Origin of the sequence: Prolixibacter bellariivorans ATCC BAA-1284, from assembly GCF_000621705.1 — a bacterium.
Lineage (GTDB): Bacteria > Bacteroidota > Bacteroidia > Bacteroidales > Prolixibacteraceae > Prolixibacter > Prolixibacter bellariivorans.
The window spans coordinates 121,897-138,050 of record NZ_KK211332.1; the positions used below are offsets into that span (position 1 = coordinate 121,897).

Below are 16,154 nucleotides of genomic sequence, written 5' to 3' on the forward strand. Positions count from 1 at the left end.
GTTATGCGAATTTATAGAGTAACAACACCACCATAAGCAACACACCGCCAAAGAAGTACATAGTGTATGCCTGCAATTTTCCCGATTGAACACGTTTGATGGCATTCGACAAAGCAATCGTCAGGCTTCCGGTTTTTTGAACCGTACCGTCAACCACATTACGATCGAACCAGGCCGCTGGCCTTCCCATCAAATTGAACACAATCTTTTTGGTGATGAACAAGTATATTTCGTCGACATAGAACTTTCGGTATGCAGCGCGGTAAAAACCTCCCAGCGTATTGACAATCCGTTGTGGCACATCCGACTCTTTCCGGTAAAGGACAGCGGCAGCCACAATACTCAATACACCTAATCCTACCGGTAGAATAATATGACTCAATTCGATAGGTAACTCCAGCGGTTTTCCGGTGGCACTAACAAAATCACCGAAAGGAATAAATCCGCCAAATACAGCTCCAACAGCCAGTAACATCATCGGAATCATCATGGCCCACTCGCCTTTCTCATGGTTATGCGCATGAGCATCGGGTGTTTTGTGCCAGAAAATCATGAAGTACAAGCGGAAAATATAGAAGGCGGTCAGCGTACCGGCAATCAGTCCTACCCAATAGATAAGCGGGTTACTTTGTTCCGCTGCGCTGAAGATGGCTTCCTTACTGAAGAATCCTGCGAAAGGAGGAATTCCGGAAATGGCCAGTGCAGCCAGCAGGAACGTAATATGCGTAATGGGCATCGATTTCCGCAGGCCTCCCATGTCTTTCATCTCGTTACTGTGAACGGCATGAATAATGGCGCCAGCGCCAAGAAAGAGCAGTGCTTTGAAGGAGGCGTGGGTGAAGAGGTGAAACAGACCAGCTGTGAAACCTTCGGTTTTGCCCGGTCCCCATCCGGCTACTCCCAATGCAAACAGCATGAAGCCAATCTGCGAAATGGTAGAGTAAGCCAGCACCTTTTTGATATCGGTTTGCGTACAGGCAATGGTAGCTGCAAACAAAGCGGTAAAGGCACCTACGTAACCAACTACGGTTAAAGCATCCGGAGCACCGACGGCGAATATCGGGAACAAACGAGCTACCAGGTAAACACCGGCCACTACCATTGTTGCGGCGTGAATCAACGCCGAAACAGGCGTTGGACCTTCCATGGCATCGGGTAACCAGATGTGCAGCGGGAACATCGCCGATTTACCGGCACCGCCAATGAAGACCAGGATCAGTGCCCAGGTCAGCGTGCTCATGCCCAGAAACGATGCGCCTGTCATGGTGGCCAGGTATGACGAGCCCGGCGTGGATAGCCTCTCAATTAGCGTGAAGAAGTCGAAGCTGTGTGCGCCGTGTCCCAGCATCAGGATACCAATCAGGAATCCAAGGTCGGCAAAACGTGTGACGATAAACGCCTTCTTGGCGGCAGCCACAGCCGACGGCCGGCTGAAATAGAAACCAATGAGTAGGTATGAAGATACTCCTACCAGTTCCCAGAAGATGTACATCTGGAAAATGTTGGTCGAAAGCACCAACCCCAGCATAGAAAAGGTAAACAATCCCAAATAGGAATAATAGGTGGTAAAACGCTCCTCACCTTTCATGTATCCCAAACTGTAGATGTGTACCATCGTCGAAACAAACGTAACGACCAGCAACATCATTACAGAAATTGGATCGAGAACCAGCCCCAGGTTAATGGACAGGTCTGTATTAAACGGCAACCAGTTCAGTTGCGCCGTCAGATACGGGACAAATTCACTTCCCTGTTTACCGATACTGAAGAAATAATCGTATGCTGTTACCAGCGAAAGAACCAGTGCAGCACCAAGAAGCACTGAACCAATTACTCCCGAGAAGCGGACCGAAATATGCTTTCCTGCTAACCCCAGCAACAGAAAGCTTAGCAGCGGTAATAACGGTATGAGTAGTATGATATTATCTAATGTCATAGCTTAGAATTTCATGGTGTCAACTTCCTCTACATCGACTGTATTAAACTTGCGGAACAGATTGATGATGATGGCAATGGCCAGCGAAACCTCCGCCGCAGCTACCGCGATGATGAAGAGGGTGAAAAATATTCCTTCAAGCTGATTCGGAAACAGGTACTTGTTGAACGCGATAAAATTGATGTTCACGCTGTTCAGTATCAGCTCCACCGACATGAGCATAGTAATCATGTTCCGCCGGGTGAAAAATCCGTAGACGCCCAGAAAAAACAGGGCCGAACTGAGAATCAGCAAATGTGCTAATGGTACTTGTTCCATAACGTTACTTGTTTTTGATTTTCACTGCAATCACAATACATCCCACCAGTGCCGCCAACAGCAAAAAGCTGACAATCTCGAACGGATAAACGTAACCGTGATGATGGTAATCGAGCATTTGCCGGCCGATGTTGCGTGCCGAATGGTCGACGCCCATCTCGGTAGTGGCTTTGAAAGCAGTCCGATAAAAGACACCCAGGGTAAGAATAAGACCAAAGGCGGACATACCTGCTGCGACCACAATTCGTTTGAATAGTGGTTTCGGTAACTTATCACCCGACTGGTGTGTCAAAAAGATGGAAAAGATAATCAGGACGATAATCCCACCTACGTAGATTAGCACCTGCAGTGCCGCAATGAAATCCATGTTCATCAGGATATAAATTCCGGCTATTCCGATGAGGGAAAAGAGCAGGTATATCGCCGCGCGGAATATCATCCGGGTAAAAACGCTCATCGCACCAAAAACAAGCACAAGAGCCGAAACGATATAAAATATAATGGTTGATGCACTCATTTCTTTGCGCTTTTTAGTTTTGAACCAGGTTGATTGAGCACCTTGGTGAGTAACTTCCGGTCGTAAACCGAATGTTCAAAGGCGTTGGACATTTTAATCGCATCCTGCGGGCATGCATCGATGCATTGACCGCAAAAAGTACATAGTCCCAGATGATATACCCACTCGTCCAACTCCTTCTTCTTCTTCCCCTCGGGTGTTTCCACCTGGCGGGTAATGATTTTGATGGAACCATTGGGACAGTTCATCTCACAAATGGTACAACCGGTGCACAAGTGCTCATTGTTCTCGTCATGCGGAAGAACCACTTCGCCCTGAAACCTTTCCGGGATGTACAGGGTATCGCGGTTTTCCGGATATTGCTCCGTCAGGATTTTCTTCGGATGTACCAGGTAGTGCCCGGTGAGCATCATCCCTTTCCAGAGGGAAGAAAACCCGTACCAGATTGCTCTGAAATATTGATATATGCTATTCATTTTACCCTCCGTCATTTACAGATACCATCCCATCAGGGCAATGAATGCCGCAAACAGAACATTGATTATACTTACCGGAAGCAGGTATTTCCACTCCAGTTTTAACAGCTGGTCAATACGCAGCCGCGGGAATGTCCAGCGGAACCACACAATCAGGAACAGGATGAAGAAAGTCTTCCCGAAGAACCATACAATCCCGGGGATGTAATCCATGAAGTGATTCAATCCGTCAAGTCCGGCAAGGTGGAAGGGCATCCAGCCTCCGAGGAAAACCGTGGCTGCCACCATCGACAAGACAAACATGTTCGTATATTCCGAAAGGAAAAACATGGCGAATTGCATCCCCGAATACTCGGTGTGGTAACCGGCTGTCAACTCCGATTCTGCTTCTGCCAGGTCGAACGGTGCGCGATTCAACTCGGCTGTACTGGTAATGATGAATGTAACGAAGGCAATAATCACGGGAATGTGTCCTTTAATCACCCACCAGCCATCGGCCTGTGCCTGAACAATGCCGGAAATACTCAGTGTTCCGCTCATCATCACCACGACAATCAGTGCCAGTCCGCCGGATAGTTCGTAGCTCACAATCTGTGCTCCGCTTCGCATAGCTCCCAGCAACGAGTATTTGTTGTTACTCGACCAGCCGGCCATCAAAATCCCAATCACCGAAAGGGAGCTCACTGCCGTAATATAAAACACTCCGATGTTGATGTCCCAAAGTTGGATTCCTTTCGCAAAAGCGATGGGCACCAATGTCATGAAGCTCACGATAGTCACCACAAACGGGGCAACCCGGAACATCAGTTTATCGGAATTAGTCGGAACTAAACATTCTTTCAATAAAAGTTTCATCACATCGGCTACGGCCTGCATCGAACCCCATTTTCCAACGCGCATCGGGCCAAGCCGCATCTGCATAAACCCGGCCAACTTCCGCTCGGCGTAAACCATCAGAATGGCCATAGCTACCACCAGCAAAATCACGGCGACTCCAGCCAACACCAGCTCGATTCCATACGCCACATGCGGATGAAACGCGCTGTTCAGCCAACTGTCAATGGCCCGGGTTATCTCTAATAATGATATGGATAATTGCATTTGTATCGTATTATCTTATCTGTCGATATCTGGAATAATTAAATCAAGCGTGGCCATCATCGAAACCATGTCACCGATTTTAGCGCCCTTCAACATCGGCCGCAAGGCATTCAGGTTCGAGAAATTGGGCGTCCGGAACCTGACCCGGTACGGCTCTTTTTTGCCGTCGCTCACGATGTACACTCCCAGCTCGCCACGGGCTGTTTCCACCCTTTGGTAATATTCGCCGGCAGGAAGTTTCACTACACCTTTCAGCTTCTCACGGTAACTACCTTCCGGGATATTGTCGATGAGTTGCTCGATGATGTAAATCGACTGCTTCATCTCCTCGATGCGGAGCCAGTAACGGGCAAAGTTGTCGCCTTTGTCGTTCAGAACTTCCTCGAATTCAACCTTGTCGTAGCCATCATAGGGATGCAACTTACGAACATCGCACTTCACGCCGGAGGCGCGGGCGACGGGACCAGTACAACCCAATGAGACAGCATCTTCGGCGGTCAGTTTTCCAACGCCACGGGTACGGGCCTGCAATATCACGTTGCCGGTGAGCAACTGGTAATATTCGTGCAGGTTACCCTTCAACTGCTCAATCAGCTTTTTCACCTTTTTCACGAAATCGGGGTGCAAATCGTTGACCACACCACCCGGTGTTATGTAATTCATCGTCAGGCGCGATCCACAGGTTTCTTCAAAGATTTCCAGAATCATCTCGCGTTCGCGGAAAGCATAGAAGAACGGCGATACGGCTCCCAGGTCGAGTCCCAATGCTCCCCACCACAACTGGTGCGATGCGAGGCGTGTCAGCTCGGCCATCAGTACCCTGATAACCTGTGCACGGGCCGGTGCTTCAATCTGCAAACCTTTCTCGATGGCCAGCGAACAAGCCTGGTTACTAATGTGCGCCGAAAGGTAATCCATCCGGCTGGTGAGGTAAATAAACTGTTTGTAACCCAAAGCCTCCGACATTTTTTCGATGCCGCGGTGAATATACCCGAGGTGAGGTTTCGAATCGATGATGTCCTCTCCGTCTAGCCACAATTCCAAACGTAACACACCGTGTGTGGAAGGGTGCTGCGGGCCTACGTTGATGACAAATTCGTCGTGTTTGATATCTTTTGTTTCCATAACAGTCAATTACAGGGATATAACATCATCGTCCTGGTAGTCCTTCCGGAGCGGATAACCTTTCCATTCGTTTGTCATAAAGATGCGCCGCAAATGTGGATGACCTGAGAAACGGATGCCGAACAAATCGTAGATTTCGTTCTCATACATTTCAGCGGCTTTCCAAAGTGGTTCCACCGATGGCAACTCAGCATCGTCACGATCTTCCAGCTTCACCTTGATTTCCAAATCGTGGCGGTAAGTGGTAGAGGTCATGTGGTAGACCATTTCGAAATGGGTCTGCCAGTCGATGGCTGTTTCGTCGAACAGAAAATCGAATTTCGTAGCTTCATCTTCTTTTAGCTTCTTAGCCACTTCAAAAATCTGATCCTTTTCCACCCAAAGCACAGGAAAATCGATGTTCTCTTCCTGCGTCATTCCCGGGAAGGTTTTCTCCAGGTAACTTTTCAGTTCTTCTTTAGTCATCGTTTTCCTTCTTTTTCGGTTTGTCAATCACGTAGGCTCTGGAATGCCGGATTTTCTCCTGCAGTTTCATCATCCCTTCCAGCAATGCTTCCGGACGGGGTGGGCAACCCGGAATGTACACATCCACCGGGATGATATTATCCACGCCTTTCACAACCGTATAGGAGTTGTAGAAGAACGGTCCACCGGTAATGGTACAGGCGCCCATGGCAATTACATATTTGGGTTCCGGCATCTGGTTGTACAGACGCTTGAGTACCGGCGCCATTTTCTTGGTAATGGTTCCGGCTACGATAATCAGGTCGGCCTGACGGGGAGTGGCACGTGCCACCTCGAAGCCAAACCGCGACCAGTCGTACTTGGCCGATGCCGCCGACATCATTTCGATGGCGCAACAGCTGGTTCCGAAAGTGAGCGGCCAAAGCGAGTTGCTTCGTGCCCAGTTACTCAGCTTGTCGATATTCGAAACCAGAAAATTGGTATTCCCCGACTCATCTTCGAAAATCTCGCCGGGAAACGGTTCGGGATTTTTATTTACATCCATGACAGGGCTTTCTTTTTATGGGCATATAGCAGGCCCAGGAATAATACCAACACAAAAAATACAATCTCGACAAAGGCGACCATACCAATCTCCTTGAACACTACGGCCCAGGGATAGAGAAAGGCTATCTCCACATCGAACAACAGAAAAACCAGGGCAAACAGATAGTAGCCCACATGAAACTGAACCCATGTTGTGCCCTGCGTTTCCATGCCGCATTCATACGCCTCACCCTTTTCGGGATTGTATCGTTTGATCGAAAGCTTGTTGCCCAGACCAATCGCCAGCGCGGCAAATGCAAATCCGCAGAACATTAACAGTAGAATAGATACACTGCCCATGTTGTATAATTTTTAGTAGTAAATAGATTTCTGAAGATTCCCGGAAGGTTTTCCCGGAAACAAAACCGGATGAAATGAGAGAATTCCGGCTAAAAGGTCATCTGCGGAGGCAGATCACCGGTTGGTTGATCTATAAAAGAAGGGATTCAATGAAATAGATGAAATCATCCGTTTCATTGAGCGGGATGGAATGCAAAGCATGATCGGTAAATGAACGCGCAACAGAAGCCTGTTCCGTATTCAAATCATGTTTCCGCACCACAAAAGTTTTAAGGAGTTGTAATTTCAGTTCTTGCTTACTGTCATCAACACAGTTGAGGACAGCAGGCTCTACCTCATCGGCAAAAAATCCGTAAGGAGCATTGGTTCCATTGTTCACTTCCGAAGTCCGAACTTCTGCAATCCGCTTTCGGGATGAAAGTTCATGCACTTCGTTCATGAAATGAGCATATCCTATTGCTATTGGCAGCAACAGCAATATCATGGTAATAATATTTCCTATTCTCTTCCTCACGTATCAATCAAAAACTCAGCTGCAAGTTTAATACAAATTGAAAACCGCTACACCCTGATTTAGTTATTTTTAACGATTCTAAGTACAGGTAATTGACGATGCTTCGGATGTTAAATCTTTGCAAGCGTCTATTCTTGAGCCTGATAAGATACAAAAAGTATTCATGTAACTTCACCTTTTCATATATCAGGCTGCTATTTATCATATCAGATTGCAGATTTAAGTAAATTTTAATTGCTCGTTTTCGGTAAACCCGAACCAGTGTGACCGCTTTTGAACTTTGATTCCCGGTTGCGGAAGTGAATAATTGACTCACCAGAATAAAGAATACAATACAAACCCCTTACTGAATTCCTACCGGGAAAAAACATGAAGTATGCACGTTACCGGAAGAAAGTTACGATATACACACCGATGGTTTAGTGGAGGTTGGTTACAAGCTCAGCCTTCGCTGGATGATTACCTGAATTTTACGTACGCAAATAATCCACTCCTTAAGACCGGGAAAAAGCAATCAAGCTTGTAAAGGTAAGATTCGGGATTCAAATTGATCCAGGCAGATGTAAAAGCGTTAATTATGATGACGCAAATCCGAGCAACTTCAAAATTCCTTTAGAATTGAAAATTACGTTTGAATCGTAATCAAAATTCAGGATATTATGAAAACCACCTTTTTATTGCTTGCCTTTTTGGGTATGAGTTTAAGCGTACACGCGCAAAAATCGGTATTGCCCAATGCTGTAGCCGATGCTTTTTCACAGAAATTTCCTAATGCGCAGAAGGTGCGCTGGAATCAGGAAGAAGCCAACGAATGGGAAGCCGAGTTCTATTTAAGTGGAGTGGAAACTTCCGCCTCTTTTAATCCTAATGGTAAATGGCTCGAAACAGAGACGGAAATCAGTAAACGTTCACTTCCTGCAGCGGTGAAGAATACCCTCGGGCGCCAATTTGCCGGTTACAAAACAGGAGAAGTGTCCATTATTGATTCGCCAACTTTTTCCGGGTACGAAATTGAGTTGAAGAAGAAAGATCAGGCACTGGAAGTGCAGTTAACCAAAGACGGTATGCTGAAAAACAAACGGATACTGAAGGACGGAGAAGATAACGATTAATCCGTGGCAACGCATTTTCCTGTTGAAACCAACTTGTTTTTCTGATGATTACCCCATTACACTGCAGCGAATTTAACCGGGCAAAAGCTTTACCTGTGGAGTTATAATGAACAATTGATGAAATACAGATTGAATTTGAGAAAGGCACTTCCGGCTTCGGTTGTGGTTTTTATGCTCACTATTTCGGCCTGTTATGGCCAGCTGAGTCTTAGTATGGGATACGGATTGCAAATTCCCGGTAGGCAGGATTTAAAATTTAGGTATTATGAGAACGGGGTTCTGATGAAAAACCTGAAGACATCGAAGGCCATATCCTCATGGTCTCCGGTGTCGAACCTCAGCGTAACCTATTGGCACCACAACATCGGATTTGATATTAGCTATTTGAAATGGGAAAACAAGAGCCGCGGCGTTCGTTTTCTCACCAACGAAATTCCGCCATTTACCAAAATGGAGCAGTCGCGGAAATTGTTCTTGCTGAGTTTTCTTTCCAAAACCGGAAATCCTTTTCGCAAAAAAGGAGCGAACGACGACAGTAGTTATGGTTACTGGGGCGCAGGAATTGGCGCCGGCGTAACCGAAACGAATCCCGGTATGTTCCGCAGTGTCAAGTTGGCCATGCAGCTGCTGTACGGCGTCTCCTTTAAGCTGACTTCCCACGTCCGCTTTTTTACCGAGGTCAAATATCTGCTGGCTCACGATGCCGACAACGCTCCGCCATCCACCTTTACCGGATGGAAAGTGGACACCTCGGGGCACCCGTTCCCGCTTCGCCCGCATCCGCACCTCGATACCCGGTTTTATAATCTGCAGTTCGGACTTCGTTTCCGGTTATGATTTCCCTTTTACATTTTAGAATAGATGACGATGAAAATAATCCGAATTAGCCTGCTCGTGTTGCTTTTGGCCGGAAGTAAAATGGTCATGGCGCAATCAGCAAAGCAGGAAAATTTTCGACCGCACGGAAAGGCCGTCGTGCAGGTCTTCAGCAATTTTACCTATCGGCTGAGTAACTTCAAAGGCAAACCATCGTTCGACATATCGCGAGCTTACCTGGGATATGAATATGCCTTCAGCCAGCGGTTCTCGGGCAAGGTGATCTTCGACGCGGGCAGCCCCGATACGTGCGGTGTCAAACTGAATGCCGTATTGAAGAACGCTTACCTGCAGTACAACGGCGGTAACCTGAAGCTCAGGTTGGGCGTCATCCCGACCAGCCAATTCCGGTTGCAGGAACAATTCTGGGGGCACCGTTATGTGGCGCGTACCTTTATGGATGCTTACCACTTTGGCCCGGAGGCCGACCTGGGGGCTTCACTGGCGTGGAAATGGTCGCCGTATGTTCAGTTCGACGCATCGGTGCTGAATGGCGAGGGCTACCAAAAGCTGCAGCAGGACAGCGCCCTGCAATATACTGCCGGGCTGACCATTCAACCGGTGAAGAACCTGTATGCCCATTTTTACTTCGACCATATGAAGAAAACGGTCTCGCAGAATACCTACTCTGCATTTCTGGGGTATGCCGGCCCGAAGGTAACCGCCGGGCTCGAGTACAATTACCAGTTGGCACATGCCAATGTGAACGACCAGGACCGTTCGGGGATTTCGCTCTATGCCACCATGCAACTGAAAAAACATTCCAACCTCTTCGTACGCTACGATAAGCTCTGGTCGAAACGAAACGATGGTGCGCTGGATGGCTGGGATGTGCTGGCCGACGGAAGGCTCTACCTGGCCGGGATTGAATTTCACCCGGCAAAGGGCATCACCATTTCGCCCAACATGAGTGGCTGGTATCCCGTTCACGATACCCATCACATTGTTAGCCGGTTCAACCTGAGTGTGCAATTCAAATTCTAATTTGTCACTGGGATATGAAGCAGTGAATAAGCATAGTAATTACTTATCATCCATAAATCCATTTAAAATGATGAATCGAATTGTGTTATTCTTTCTTCTGAGCATCTTCATTGGTCAGGCACAGGCTGCCAATGATTTCAGGAAGGCATTAGACGATGATGAGCAAACCGGAAGCCAGTTGACCCACGACTTCCATTTGCATACGGCTCAGTACACGGATGTGGCCCGCTACTGGCAGGCCCGTCAGGCCCAGGACAGTCTGCAGACGGTTACCCGGACCAAAGCGCGCTATTTTCTGAAGAAAGCCATTCTTCCTACCGGACTAATAGCTGCCGGACTGGTGACCATGGCGGTTCCCCGGCAAACGGTGCTCAGCAAATACCGCATTCATGACACCATGCATGGCTGGAACCCGACATTTCACACCTCGGCCGACAATTACCTGCAGTTTGCACCCGCTGTTGTGACGTTGGGACTGGGAGCGATGGGCGTGAAAGGACGCAATGATTTTCTGAACCAAAGCCTGCTTTTTACCAAAGCCGAACTACTGATGTCGGTGGTGGTATATGGCATTAAGCATGCTACGCGGGTGGAACGGCCTTATGGCGGCGTGTTCACTTCCTTCCCGTCGGGGCGTACGGCGCAGGCGTTCCTGTCGGCTACTTTCCTGGCCAAGGAGTACGGGCATATTTCGCCCTGGATTAGTGTGGCCGGGTATGCGACGGCTACCGGCGTGGGGGTGCTGCGCATGATGAACAACAAACACTGGATTTCGGATGTACTGGCCGGTGCCGGCGTGGGAATTCTCTCGGTGGAGTTCGTTTATCTGACGCATCAACACCGTTGGGGAAAGAAGCGGAACATGGTGTTCGCCCCAACTTTGTATCAAAAAGGCGGTGGCGTGTCGATGGCGATGACGTTTTAGAAAGCTGTTTGCTAAAACAAGTCAACAACTCCAGCAGCGGTGATAGACTTTATAATATTGGAGAAACTGCGAATAATATGTCACTTTAAAACCCGATTCTGCCTACTTTTACCATTCGGGCAACTTTAAAACTGTTTTTCAGAGATGAAAATATTAATAGTGGAAGATGAACAGTCGCTGGCTGACGATTTGGTTACCTACCTTGCATCCGAAGGAAACATCTGTGAACCGGCTTATGACTACTTTACAGCCGAAGACAAGTTGGCAGCCTTCCATTACGACATCGTTTTACTCGACATAAATTTACCTGACGGAAACGGTTTGCAACTGTTGCACCAAATGAGAGAGCATGAGCCACCTCCTGGTGTGCTGATCATTTCAGCCCGGGATTCGCTGGACGACAAACTTAAGGGCCTTGATTTGGGTGCCGATGATTACCTGACCAAACCGTTTCATCTGGCTGAAGTGAATGCCCGGGTAAAAGCATTAGGTCGCCGCCGGCTATTTGGTGGAAAAACAGAAATCCGTTACCACGAAATTAGTATCGACCCTGAATCGGGAACAGCCCGAGTCAATGAACAACAGCCGGAACTGACCCGCAAAGAGTTTGCCTTGTTACAGTATTTCGTCACCAACCAAAACCGCGTGATGACGAAGGAAGCCATTGCCGAACATTTGTGGGGCGATTACATGGAAATGGCCGGGAATTTCGATTTCATCTATACACACATCAAAAACCTCCGCCGTAAACTGACCGATGCCGGAGCCAATGATTACATCCGGACGGTATACGGCATGGGTTACAAATGGAGTGACGAATAAAACGACAAAAAGCATATTGGTGAAACTGCTTCGAAAAACCATAGGATATCAACTGTTGCTGACGACTCTCTTTTTTGTACTCGCCGGATTTGCACTTTTCCGGATGATTAACGGGATTGAAAACGAAGAGGTGGACGAGAACCTGACAGCGATGCAGATGAATATCGAGCTACAGCTGAAAAAAGGAATGACTGTTAGCGACGCTCCTCCTCTTTTGATTCTTCATCGCTTAGAGTCCCCTTTAACGAAGGAGTCAATGAGGATTCAAACCGTTCGACTCCCCGATCCCATTGAAGGAGACAAAGAATCGTACCGGCAACTAACTTCCCGCACAACCATCAACGGTATTCCATACGAAATCATCATCCGCAGCCTGCTGGTCGAAAACCGCGACATGGTCATCGCAATCAGTAGCTCCATCGGACTGGTATTGCTGCTGCTTTTAGCGGCGCTGTTGCTCATGAACTATTTCATGTCGAAGCGGTTGTGGGCTCCCTTCTATCACACACTGGGACATTTGAAACAGTTCCGCCTTTCGGGAAGTAAACAACCGCAACCTTCCGGCACCGATATTCTGGAATTCCGGGAACTGGAGAACGCCATCACCGAGTTAACCAACAAAGTGCGCTCAGATTACCAGGCCCTGAAGTCATTTACTGAAAATGCCTCGCACGAAATTCAAACACCGCTGGCCATCATCTTGTCCAAGCTCGAAATGTTGTTGCAATCGAAAGACCTGTCTCCCGAACAGTCAAAGTTGGTCCAATCGGCCTACCGGAATGCACGCCGTTTGTCGCAAACCAACCGGAGTATGGTAACGCTGACGCGGATCGAAAACCGGCAATTCAATCAGAATCAATCATTGAAAGTCAGCAATATACTCGACGAACTACTGGAACAGCTGGAAGATTTCATCACATCGAAGAAGTTAACGGTTAAGAAAACATACGCGGCAGAAGCGGTCTGGCATATCGATCCCGATCTGGCGCACATTCTCCTGTCAAATCTGCTGGGTAACGCTGTTCGACACAACATCGAGGGCGGAAATATTCAGATTCAGTTAGAAGAGCATAAATTACAAATCAGCAACAGCGGTAAAACACCGTCGTTACCCGCTGAGAAAATGTTTGACCGGTTTCAGACCGGGAGCGAAACAGGAAACACCGGTTTAGGCTTAGCCATCGTGAAAGAAATTGGTGCTGTAACCGGCATGACGGTAAACTACGATTACACAGACAACAACCATATCCTCACTGTTCTGTTTTAACTTCAGATTCTGTTCAGATTTGAATGGTAACATTGCCTTCGTATGGAAGTCAAAACAAAAAATCAAATGAAGAATAGCGTATTACCCTACATCATTGTTCTTCTTCTCCTTACAGGAATATCGGCTTGCAGCATGCAGGTACCGAAGGCAGCCCAATCGAACCTGGGAAAAATGTTCCCCGAAGCGACTCAAATCAGTTGGTCGCACGAAAATAAAACTGAATTTGAAGCGGAATTTCAATGGCAGGGCCATAAAACTTCAGCCACCTTCGATGAAAAGGGAAACTGGAAAGAGACCGAACAAAATATAACAGCCGAGCAGTTGCCGTTAGCGGTTCAGGAGGCATTAACCGAAGGTTTTGCCGATTTTGTGATTCAATCGCCGGAAAAGCTATGCTCAGAGGAATACGCTGTTGCTTATGAAATGGTGGTAAAAAATAAAGAGGTCCGGGTGGAACTGCTTTTCGCCCCCAATGGCCAACTCCTGAAGAAAAAGTTGTTGAAAAGTGTGGAAGAAGATGTTGACTGATGTTCCGGTTACGGCCGGATGAACAGATAATAAACATGAGGAAATTGAAAAGTTGGAGTTTACTTTTTTTATGGTTTTGTATCGGAACCGGAATGCTGCAGGCACAGCCTTCGCTGAACGATTACCTGAACTTCGCATACGCGAATAATCCGTTACTGAAGAGCGGCAGGAACGCAGTGAAGTCGGCCGGTATCGACAGTGCGTTGGTACGCTCGCAGTTTGGTCCCCAAATTGGCTTTCAGGGCGATGCCAGCTATTATCCCACCAATGGTAAGTGGGGCTACGATGTGGCTCTTTCCAATAAGGGAATGCTCGGCTCGGTGGTCAACTTCAACCAGGCTATTCCGTTTCAGAATCAGATGAAACCGCAACTAAACGCCGCTTCCCTCAACCGGCAGAAGGCCGTCAACTCACTTCAGCTTACGCGGAAGGAAATCAAACGAAATGTGACCCGCGAGTATTTGGTTACCTACGGCGACCAACTGCAGTACCGCTACAATCGCGAAGTGTTAGACACCTTGCAGAACGAATCGGGCGTGTTGCTGGAGCTCACCCGCGCCAATGTGTATCAGCAGACCGATTACCTGGCTTTCCTGACAAACGTGCGAAAGCAGGCATTGCTGGTAACGCAGGCCCGCACCCAGTTCCTGAATGATTTATCGCAATTGCGGAATTTGTGTGGCATCACCGATTCAGGAATGGTAGCCTTGCCTTCTCCGAAAATGATTCCGGAAGGCTCTCAAATGACCTCGCCAGCCGCTTTCCTGAAACAGTATCAACTCGACAGTCTTCGGTTGCTGAATCAGCAGGAGATTAACAAACAGCAATATCAGCCCAAACTGAGACTTCACGCTGATGCCGGCTACATGTCGTCGTTTGAAAAAACGCCCGGAACCAACTTTGGCGGCGGTGCCGGACTGAGTCTCTCCATTCCCATTTACGATGGACACCAAAAAGAACTGCAACAACAAAAACTGATGTTGCAGCAGGAAGATTTGGACGCGCAGCAGAACTATTTTAAGAAGCAGTACAATCAGCAAATCAATGAACTGTTCCGGCAGCTCGGCCAAATGGAAAGCCAGCAAACCGAAGTGGACAAGCAGTTGAAAATGGTGAACCAGCTCATCCGGGCCAACCGCAAACTTGTGACACAGGGAACCGTCTCCATTCCACAGTATTTCATGGTCATTCAGAACTTCATCGATTTGAAAAATGAACAGAGCCTTATCCGCGTCAAACGATGGCTCATCATCAACGAAATCAATTACTGGACGGAATAGCCATTCCGGAAAAACGATATCAAACGAATTTGTCAGGTATGCCATTCATGAAAAGAAACAGTACCCGTTTTCCATTCTCTGCCCAACGCTTTTGGCTGGCCGGGACCTTCGCACTCGCGGCTTTGGCTTTCAGCGGATGCGGTCAAAAGAAATCAACTTCAACAGCCGAGCCGTCGACGCCGCTGCCCGAGGTTCAGGTAACACATGTGCGACAAGGAGCCATTCAACAAACCGTGCAGCTCAACGCAACGGCCGTCTTTCGTCGCCAACATGTATTGAAATCGCCGGTCACCGGATACGTCGTGAAGTCGTTTGCCGAACCGGGGCAGATGGTACAGAAAGGCGATCCGGTATTCGTTATCGAGACGAAAGAATCGAGGGCGCTGGGCAACAGCCTAGATAGTCTGAACCGAAAACTCGGCCTGTCGGGAAGAATGACCATCCGCGCCAGTGTGTCGGGTTACGTGGCAGCCATTAGTCACCAAACCGGCGATTTTGTCCCGGAAGGGGAACCACTGGCAACGCTCAACGACCGGAACAGCATGGTCTTTATCCTGAATGTGCCGGTGGAATGGCCGACCATTATCCATAACGGGATGCAGCTTCCGGTAAGGCTGCCCGACGGACGAACACTAACCGGAGTAGTGACAGAAACCTTGCCGTCAGTTGATCAGGCGGCACAAACCCGTCAGGTGATTATCCGGGTGCAAAAAGCGGGCGTCGTTCCCGAAGGACTTATCGCCAAAGTGTCGCTGGCACAATCGGAGAACGAGAATACACAGGTGCTTCCCAAAGCAGCTGTTCTGGCCAACGAAACAGAAACGAACTTTTGGGTCATGAAACTCACCGAAAAGGAGACGGCCGTAAAAGTTCCGGTGACCACCGGCATCCAGACAGCTGACAGCGTCGAAATCCTCACTCCAACGTTCCGGCCATCCGATGAAATCCTGACGACCGGCAATTACGGCGTCCCCGACACCCTGAATGTAAAAGTGATTCGCTAATCACGAAACTTTTTCTATC

19 protein-coding genes are annotated in these 16,154 nt (G+C 48.1%); 9 read left to right on the forward strand and 10 right to left on the reverse strand.

The features are described 5' to 3' along the window. Position 1: 1 nt before the first annotated feature. The 10 genes from nuoL to T426_RS0119735 all read right to left on the reverse strand — a co-directional run bounded on the left by nuoL (position 2) and on the right by T426_RS0119735 (position 7,307). Positions 2–1,936, reverse strand: a complete 1,935-nt coding sequence (nuoL, locus tag T426_RS0119690; RefSeq protein WP_025865873.1) for an NADH-quinone oxidoreductase subunit L — start codon at positions 1,934–1,936, stop codon at positions 2–4. Between the two features lie 3 nt (positions 1,937–1,939). Beyond that, positions 1,940–2,254, reverse strand: a complete 315-nt coding sequence (gene nuoK / locus T426_RS0119695; RefSeq protein ID WP_025865872.1) for an NADH-quinone oxidoreductase subunit NuoK — start codon at positions 2,252–2,254, stop codon at positions 1,940–1,942. A 4-nt stretch (positions 2,255–2,258) separates the two neighbouring features. Continuing rightward, complete coding sequence (locus tag T426_RS0119700) at positions 2,259–2,771, reverse strand: NADH-quinone oxidoreductase subunit J family protein (RefSeq protein ID WP_025865871.1); 513 nt, start codon at positions 2,769–2,771, stop codon at positions 2,259–2,261. Then, positions 2,768–3,247, reverse strand: coding sequence for a 4Fe-4S binding protein (locus T426_RS0119705; protein ID WP_027586169.1), 480 nt, complete (start codon positions 3,245–3,247; stop codon positions 2,768–2,770). Before T426_RS0119705 ends, T426_RS0119700 begins: the two co-directional genes overlap by 4 nt. 15 nt (positions 3,248–3,262) lie before the next feature. Then, positions 3,263–4,348, reverse strand: a complete 1,086-nt coding sequence (nuoH, locus tag T426_RS0119710; RefSeq protein WP_082229569.1) for an NADH-quinone oxidoreductase subunit NuoH — start codon at positions 4,346–4,348, stop codon at positions 3,263–3,265. Positions 4,349–4,363: 15 nt separating this feature from the next. Continuing rightward, positions 4,364–5,473 carry an NADH-quinone oxidoreductase subunit D gene (locus tag T426_RS0119715; RefSeq protein ID WP_027586171.1) on the reverse strand — a complete coding sequence of 370 codons (1,110 nt, stop codon included), beginning with the start codon at positions 5,471–5,473 and terminating at the stop codon, positions 4,364–4,366. Positions 5,474–5,482: 9 nt separating this feature from the next. After that, the gene (locus T426_RS0119720; protein ID WP_027586172.1) at positions 5,483–5,938 is read right to left on the reverse strand and encodes an NADH-quinone oxidoreductase subunit C; all 456 of its coding nucleotides are present in this window, start codon (positions 5,936–5,938) and stop codon (positions 5,483–5,485) included. Further along, complete coding sequence (locus T426_RS0119725; RefSeq protein WP_027586173.1) at positions 5,931–6,482, reverse strand: NADH-quinone oxidoreductase subunit B; 552 nt, start codon at positions 6,480–6,482, stop codon at positions 5,931–5,933. The genes T426_RS0119720 and T426_RS0119725 overlap by 8 nt, the downstream gene beginning before the upstream one ends. Further along, positions 6,473–6,823 carry an NADH-quinone oxidoreductase subunit A gene (locus tag T426_RS0119730; RefSeq protein WP_025865868.1) on the reverse strand — a complete coding sequence of 117 codons (351 nt, stop codon included), beginning with the start codon at positions 6,821–6,823 and terminating at the stop codon, positions 6,473–6,475. Before T426_RS0119730 ends, T426_RS0119725 begins: the two co-directional genes overlap by 10 nt. A gap of 130 nt (positions 6,824–6,953) precedes the next feature. Then, complete coding sequence (locus T426_RS0119735) at positions 6,954–7,307, reverse strand: hypothetical protein (protein WP_027586174.1); 354 nt, start codon at positions 7,305–7,307, stop codon at positions 6,954–6,956. A 689-nt stretch (positions 7,308–7,996) separates the two neighbouring features. On the opposite strand from T426_RS0119735, the gene T426_RS0119740 reads away from it, so the two are divergent. From T426_RS0119740 to T426_RS24465, 9 genes are all read left to right on the forward strand, one after another. After that, a complete protein-coding gene (locus T426_RS0119740; RefSeq protein ID WP_025865866.1) occupies positions 7,997–8,449 on the forward strand; it encodes a PepSY-like domain-containing protein in 453 nt (150 codons plus the stop codon). A 117-nt stretch (positions 8,450–8,566) separates the two neighbouring features. Then, positions 8,567–9,286, forward strand: coding sequence for a hypothetical protein (locus tag T426_RS0119745; RefSeq protein WP_025865865.1), 720 nt, complete (start codon positions 8,567–8,569; stop codon positions 9,284–9,286). A gap of 30 nt (positions 9,287–9,316) precedes the next feature. Then, positions 9,317–10,309, forward strand: coding sequence for a hypothetical protein (locus T426_RS0119750; RefSeq protein ID WP_027586175.1), 993 nt, complete (start codon positions 9,317–9,319; stop codon positions 10,307–10,309). Positions 10,310–10,376: 67 nt separating this feature from the next. After that, positions 10,377–11,234 (forward strand): phosphatase PAP2 family protein, encoded by an 858-nt coding sequence (locus tag T426_RS0119755; RefSeq protein WP_025865863.1) that lies wholly within the window; start codon positions 10,377–10,379, stop codon positions 11,232–11,234. Between the two features lie 144 nt (positions 11,235–11,378). Beyond that, positions 11,379–12,056 carry a response regulator transcription factor gene (locus T426_RS0119760; RefSeq protein WP_025865862.1) on the forward strand — a complete coding sequence of 226 codons (678 nt, stop codon included), beginning with the start codon at positions 11,379–11,381 and terminating at the stop codon, positions 12,054–12,056. 19 nt (positions 12,057–12,075) lie between these two features. Beyond that, positions 12,076–13,323 (forward strand): sensor histidine kinase, encoded by a 1,248-nt coding sequence (locus tag T426_RS0119765; protein WP_159103378.1) that lies wholly within the window; start codon positions 12,076–12,078, stop codon positions 13,321–13,323. 66 nt (positions 13,324–13,389) lie between these two features. Continuing rightward, positions 13,390–13,851, forward strand: a complete 462-nt coding sequence (locus T426_RS0119770; protein WP_169737702.1) for a PepSY-like domain-containing protein — start codon at positions 13,390–13,392, stop codon at positions 13,849–13,851. A 35-nt stretch (positions 13,852–13,886) separates the two neighbouring features. Beyond that, positions 13,887–15,131, forward strand: coding sequence for a TolC family protein (locus T426_RS0119775; protein WP_169737703.1), 1,245 nt, complete (start codon positions 13,887–13,889; stop codon positions 15,129–15,131). Continuing rightward, positions 15,092–16,135 carry an efflux RND transporter periplasmic adaptor subunit gene (locus T426_RS24465; RefSeq protein WP_051569040.1) on the forward strand — a complete coding sequence of 348 codons (1,044 nt, stop codon included), beginning with the start codon at positions 15,092–15,094 and terminating at the stop codon, positions 16,133–16,135. The genes T426_RS0119775 and T426_RS24465 overlap by 40 nt, the downstream gene beginning before the upstream one ends. Positions 16,136–16,154 lie beyond the last annotated feature (19 nt).